This window comes from Streptomyces nanhaiensis (genome assembly GCF_046614825.1).
GTDB classification, from domain to species: domain Bacteria; phylum Actinomycetota; class Actinomycetes; order Streptomycetales; family Streptomycetaceae; genus Streptomyces; species Streptomyces radiopugnans.
In genome coordinates this window covers 1-5,851 of the sequence record NZ_JBKJFM010000237.1, presented here as the reverse complement: position 1 = coordinate 5,851, position 5,851 = coordinate 1, and the positions used below count along the sequence as shown (strand labels likewise).

The window sequence follows — 5,851 nt, the reverse complement described above, 5'->3', positions numbered from 1 at the left end:
CCGCCTCCGCGGCCTCCACCCTGGGCGCGGCGGCGGCGGAGAAGGGCCGCTACTTCGGGACCGCGATCGCCGCCAACCGGATGGGCGAGTCGGACTACATGAGCGTCCTGAACCGGGAGTTCAACTCCCTCACCGCCGAGAACGAGATGAAGTTGGCCGCCCTGGAGCCCTCCCGCAACCCGTCCACCTTCCCGACCGCCGCCCGGCCCGCCAACCCGGTCTCCGGCGGTGTGGCCGCCCACGCCTCGCGCGGCGACCGGACCTCCCGGCCCACCGCGCCGCCCCCGCCCCGCACGGGCAGCGGCGGCGGCACCACCAGCAACCGCACCGGAGGTGATCGCGGATGACGACCCCGTCCCACACCGTCGCTCCGCGCCGCACGTACATGATCGGGCGCGCCCGTCCCAACGCCATCGTCGGCAGGAACCGGGAGACGGGCGAGATCGCGCTGATCATCGCGGGCGCGTTCCTCGGAATGATGAGCGGACTCCTGGTCCCCGTCCTGTCGCTGCGCATCGCCCTGCTGGCCGGCTTCCCGCTGATCGCCCTGGCCGCGGTGTACGTCCCCTACAACGGCCGGACGTACTACAAGTGGTTCGAGATCAACCGCAGTTACCGGCGCCTGCTGCGCCGCGGCACCACCTACCGCTCGGCCGCCGCCGAGGCCGGCACCCGGCTGGACGGCACCGAGGTGGACATCCCCCCTCCCCCCGGCGTCGGCCGGGTCAACTGGCTGTCCGCCCCCTTCGGGCCGGACGAGATCGCCGTACTGCTCCACGCCGACCGCCGCACCGTCACCGCCGCCATCGAGATCGAGGGACCGGGCGTGGGCCTGCGCGACAGCGAGGACCAGGAGGCCCTCGTCGACCGCTTCGGCACCCTCCTCAAGCACGTGGCCAACGGCGACGGCTTCGTCACCCGCCTCCAGATGCTCGCCCGCACCCTCCCCGCCGACCCCGACGCCCACGCCAAGGACGTCGCGCAGCGCGGCGACGAACGGGCCGCGCCCTGGCTGCGCGACTCCTACGAGCAGCTGCTGTCGATGGTCTCCACCTCCAGCGAGCAGCACCGCGCCTACCTGGTGGCCTGCATGCACTACACCCGCGACCTGGCCGCCGAGGCCGCCGCGATCGCCAAGGCCACCCGCGCCTCCACCGGCCGCCGCCTCACCCGCGACGAGGGCCTGGCCGTCGTCATGGCCCGGGAGCTCACCGACATCTGCGCCCGCCTGACCGAGGCCGACATCCGGGTACGGCAGCCGCTGGGCCAGTCCCGCATGGCGTCCCTGATCCACTCCATGTACGACCCGGACCACCCCATCGACCACATCCAGGCCATGAGCCGCCGCAACGCCTGGCCCGCCGAGCTGGACGCCTCCGAGCCCACCCACCTCCAGGCCAAGACCCGCGAGTCCGCCACCCGCGCCCCCTGGTGCCACGCCACCGCCTGGGTCAAGGAGTGGCCGATGACCCCCGTGGGCGTCAACTTCCTCGCCCCGCTGCTGGTCCACACCCCCGACGTGATCCGCACCGTCGCCGTCTGCATGGACCTGGAGCCGACCGAGGTCGCCATCGAGCGCATGCTGACGGAGAAGACCAATGACGCCGCCGAGGCCAGCCGCGCCGCCAAGATGAACCGCACCGTCGACCCGCGCGACGTGGCCGCCCACAGCCGCGTCGACCAGCGCGGCGAGGACCTCGCCTCCGGCGCCGCGGGCGTCAACCTCGTCGGCTACATCACCGTCTCGTCCCGCAACCCCGACGCCCTGGCACGTGACAAGCGCACGATCCGGGCGTCGGCCGGAAAGAGCTACTTGAAGCTGGAGTGGTGCGACCGGGAGCATCACCGTGCGTTCGTGAACACCCTGCCGTTCGCGACCGGCATCCGCCGCTGAGGAGGCGCAACCACCATGGCCGCGTTCGATCCGCTGACCGCCGTCACCGACGCCTTCACCAGCTTCGTCTTCGGCAAGACCGAGACCACCCGCCTGCCCGTGCGCACCTCCACGGGCCAGGCACAGGCCGTCTACCTGCCCACCGCCGCCCCCGGACTGGGCGACTCCGGGGTGATCATCGGCCGCGAGGTCTACAGCGGCAAGGGCTACATCTACGACCCCTTCCAGCTCTACGGCCAGCAACTCCCCGCCCCCCACTGGCTGGTGCTGGGCGAGTCCGGCAACGGCAAGTCGGCGCTGGAGAAGACCTACATCCTGCGCCAGCTGCGCTTCCGCGACCGCCAGGTCGTCGTCCTGGACGCCCAGGGCGAGGACGGCGTCGGCGAGTGGAACCTGATCGCCGAGCAGATGGGCGTCACCCCCATCCGCCTGGACCCGATGGCCGCGCTCGACCAGGGCATCCGCCTCAACCCGCTGGACCCGTCCATCACCACCACCGGCCAGCTCGCCCTGCTGCGCACCATCATCGAGGTCGCCATGGGCCACGGCCTCGACGAGCGCGCCGGCTTCGCGCTGAAGGTCGCGCACTCCTACGTCAACGAGACCGTCACCGGACGCCAGCCCGTCCTCACCGACATAGTCGAGCAACTGCGCCACCCGGAGCCGGAGTCGGCCGAGGCGATGAACGTCGCCCTGGAGGACGTCCGCGCCTGGGGCCTGGACGTGGCCCTCGTCCTGGACCGCCTGGTCGACGGCGACCTGCGCGGCATGTTCGACGGCCCGACGACGGTGGGCATCGACCTCGACGCGCCCCTGATCGTCTTCGACCTCTCGCACATCGACCGCAACTCCATCGCCATGCCGATCCTGATGGCCATCGTCGGCGTCTGGCTGGAGCACACCTGGATCCGCCCCGACCGCAGGAAGCGCATCTTCCTGGTCGAGGAGGCGTGGCACATCATCAACAGCCCCTTCGTCGCCCAGCTCTTCCAGCGCCTGCTGAAGTTCGGCCGGCGCCTGGGCCTGTCGTTCGTCGCGGTCGTCCACCACCTGTCGGACGTCGTCGACGGAGCGGCGGCCAGGGAGGCGGCCGCCATCCTCAAGATGGCCTCCACCCGCACCATCTACGCCCAGAAGGCCGACGAGGCGCGGGCCACCGGAAAGGTGCTGGGACTGCCGCGCTGGGCCGTGGAGATCATCCCCACGCTCACCCCCGGCATCGCCGTCTGGGACGTCAACGGCAACGTCCAGGTCGTCAAGCACCTGGTCACCGAGGCCGAACGCCCGCTGGTCTTCACCGACCGCGCCATGACCGAATCCTCCGCGGCCGACCCGCCGTCCGACCCGCCGTCCGGCTCCTCGCCCCGCTCGCCCATGCGGGACACCCTGGCCGACGACCTCGACGCCGAGACCGAGTCCCGGGCGGCCGCGATGGAGCGGCTCGCACGCGCCGACGAGACGGTGGCCTGACGGTGGCACGGGGCCACGGTGGAGCGCCCGGGGCACAGGGCGGCGGTACGGGCGCCCCGCCGGAGAGGGGCATCCCCGACGGCCTGCTGCTCGGCCTCATCGGCTTCCTGCTGGGCGTCACCACCCTGTGCTGGACGGCCGCCGGGCTGGCCGGCCTCCTCGCCCACGGAGCATGGCCGCGGGGCGTCACCTTCGTCCGCACCCCGGCGGCCATGCGCGCGCTCGTCTCCGAACCGGGCGACCTGGCCGCCGCCTGGCCCGGGGCACAGGCCGGGACCCTGCCGGGGCCGGGCCTGTTCTGGGGGATCCTCATCAGCCAGGCGATGGTCCTGGCGGTCCTGGGGTTCCTCACCACCGGCGCCGTGGCCCGACGGCGCGCCCTGCGTGCGGCCCGGCGGGCCGCCCGGCAGGCGGCTCCGCACAAGGGCGCCCCGCCCGCGCCCCACGAGACGCCCACGGCGCCCCTCCCCTCTCACGGAGGGCCCGAGGGCCACGGAGCCGCACCGCCCGAGGCCGCGGCCCCCACGCCCCCGCAGGAGCCCGTACAGGCACCCGCCGCCGTACGGGCCCGTCCCGTCCCCGAGGCGTTCTCCGGTCCGCCCGCGGGCGTCGAGTACGGCGCCCTCCACACCGCCCGGGCCGCCGACGCCCTGTACGCCGCCCCCGGAGCCGCACTCGTCGTGACCGCCGATCCCGCCCTGTGGGCGGAGACCGCGGGAGCCCGCGCCAAGCTCGGCCCCGTCCACGTCTACGACCCGGGACAGCTCACGGACGCCCCCGTACGGCTGCGCTGGTCGCCCCACCACGCCTGCGACGACCGCCGTACCGCCGCCGCGCGGGCCGCGGCCCTGCTCGCCCCCGTGCGCAGCCCCGCACGCGCGGACGCGGCCGCCCACGACGCCGCCGAGACGCTCCTGGGCTGCTGGCTCCATGCCGCCGCCGTGGCCGGCGAGCCGTTCCGCCAGGTCCACCGCTGGGCCAACGCCGCGGCGGGCTCCTCCTCGGAGGCCGTCCGGATCCTGCGTACGCACCCCAAGGCGGCATCCGGCGCGGCGGGCGAGCTGGAGGCGACCCTGATCGCCCACCCCGAGCGCCGGGACGCCGCCCTCCGCACCGTCCGGAGCGCCCTCGCCTGCCTCTCCCAACTCCACGTCCGCAACGCGTGCACGGCGCCCCGCACGGATTCGACGGCACTGGAATCCTTTGCGGCCGATTGGGGAACGCTCTATGTCGTGGGCGAAACCGTTGAGGATCCGCGCCGCGCCCCCGGCACGATGCCGCTCCTCACGGCTCTCACCGCGAGCGTGGTCGAGCACGGCCGCCGCATGGCCGCAGGGTCATCCGCCGGCCGGCTCGACCCACCACTCTCCCTGATCCTCCACAACCTCGCGGCCGTCGCCCCCATCCCCCAGCTCCCCGACCTCCTGGCGAACGGCGAGCCGACGGGCATGCCGACCCTGGCGCTGCTGCGCTCGGAGGCCCAGGCACACGTCTGGTGGCCGCAGCTCGGCGAGAACGGGCCGCCTGCGCGCCCCATGCCCTGACCCCCTGTGCCCTGACCGACCGGCCGAGTGAGGACACCACGGGAATGAACCAGCTCCGGGAGGCAGTGGAACTGGTCGACGGCGTACTCGGCCCCACCGCCATCGGTGCCTACCTCCACGGCTCCTCCGTGCTCGGAGGCCTCCGGCCGGCCAGCGACATCGATCTCCTCGTGCTGTCCCGGCGGAGCATGGACGAACGGGAGCGGCACGCGCTTCTCGGAGGACTGCTCGGGATCTCCGGTCCAGCGGACGGGTCCCTCCGCCCGGTCGAACTCACCGTCGTCGTCCAGTCCGAGATCCGCCCATGGCGATTCCCGCCGACCGGCGACTTCCTGTACGGCGAGTGGCTGCGCGACGCGTTCGAGGCCGGCGGGGTCCCTCGTCCGGAGCCGATGCCGGACCTCGCCCTGCTGCTCACCGCGGTGCTGGCCGGAGACCGGCCCCTCATCGGCCCCCGGCCCGCGCGGGTCATCGACCCCGTACCGCACGAGGACCTGGTGCGAGCGAGCACCGCGGGCATTCCCGGCCTGCTCGACGACCTGGAGGACGACACCCGCAACGTCGTACTGACTCTCGCCCGTGTCTGGACCACGCTCGCCACCGGCGAGATCGTGCCGAAGAACACCGCAGCCGACTGGGCCCTCGACCGGCTTCCACCGGAACACCGGCCCGTCCTTGAACACGCCAGGAACCTTTACCTCGATCACCGCTACTCCGAGGAGACCTGGAGCGACGAACTACGCGCGCGGGTAGGTCCGCACACGGAGAAAGTGCTCTCCGAGATCGACAGACTGCAACAGGAGAAACCGTGAACGTGAAAAAGCCTCGGTCTTCGAGTCGAAACTCGAAGACCGAGGCTGAATAATCGTTCGGCGGCGTCCTACTCTCCCACACGGTCCCCCATGCAGTACCATCGGCGCTGAAAGGCTTAGCTTCCGGGTTC

Annotated in this window: 4 protein-coding genes, 1 rRNA gene and 1 pseudogene; 5 read left to right on the top strand and 1 reads right to left on the bottom strand. The window is 72.8% G+C overall.

Annotation, left to right across the window (positions count from 1 at the left end; all coding sequences use genetic code 11):
- From ACLIYP_RS28855 to ACLIYP_RS28835, 5 genes and pseudogenes are all read left to right on the top strand, one after another.
- Window positions 1-215, top strand: a pseudogene (locus ACLIYP_RS28855) (endo-1,4-beta-xylanase); the annotation flags it as partial.
- 128 nt (window positions 216-343) lie between these two features.
- A complete protein-coding gene (locus tag ACLIYP_RS28850) occupies window positions 344-1,894 on the top strand; it encodes an SCO6880 family protein (protein WP_412716036.1) in 1,551 nt (516 codons plus the stop codon).
- Window positions 1,895-1,909: 15 nt separating this feature from the next.
- Complete coding sequence (locus ACLIYP_RS28845; RefSeq protein ID WP_412716035.1) at window positions 1,910-3,364, top strand: ATP-binding protein; 1,455 nt, start codon at window positions 1,910-1,912, stop codon at window positions 3,362-3,364.
- 2 nt (window positions 3,365-3,366) lie between these two features.
- Complete coding sequence (locus ACLIYP_RS28840; protein WP_412716034.1) at window positions 3,367-4,908, top strand: type VI secretion protein; 1,542 nt, start codon at window positions 3,367-3,369, stop codon at window positions 4,906-4,908.
- A 44-nt stretch (window positions 4,909-4,952) separates the two neighbouring features.
- Window positions 4,953-5,720 carry an aminoglycoside adenylyltransferase family protein gene (locus ACLIYP_RS28835; RefSeq protein WP_412716033.1) on the top strand — a complete coding sequence of 256 codons (768 nt, stop codon included), beginning with the start codon at window positions 4,953-4,955 and terminating at the stop codon, window positions 5,718-5,720.
- 55 nt (window positions 5,721-5,775) lie between these two features.
- Here ACLIYP_RS28835 and rrf read toward each other — a convergent pair.
- Window positions 5,776-5,851 (bottom strand): 5S ribosomal RNA (gene rrf, locus ACLIYP_RS28830); the annotation flags it as partial.

Excerpts from the sequence above, each read along its gene's own strand:
- ACLIYP_RS28850 (WP_412716036.1), top strand. The coding sequence starts at position 344 with ATGACGACCCCGTCCCACACCGTCGCTCCGCGCCGCACGTACATGATC.
- ACLIYP_RS28845 (WP_412716035.1), top strand. The coding sequence starts at position 1,910 with ATGGCCGCGTTCGATCCGCTGACCGCCGTCACCGACGCCTTCACCAGC.
- ACLIYP_RS28835 (WP_412716033.1), top strand. The coding sequence starts at position 4,953 with ATGAACCAGCTCCGGGAGGCAGTGGAACTGGTCGACGGCGTACTCGGC.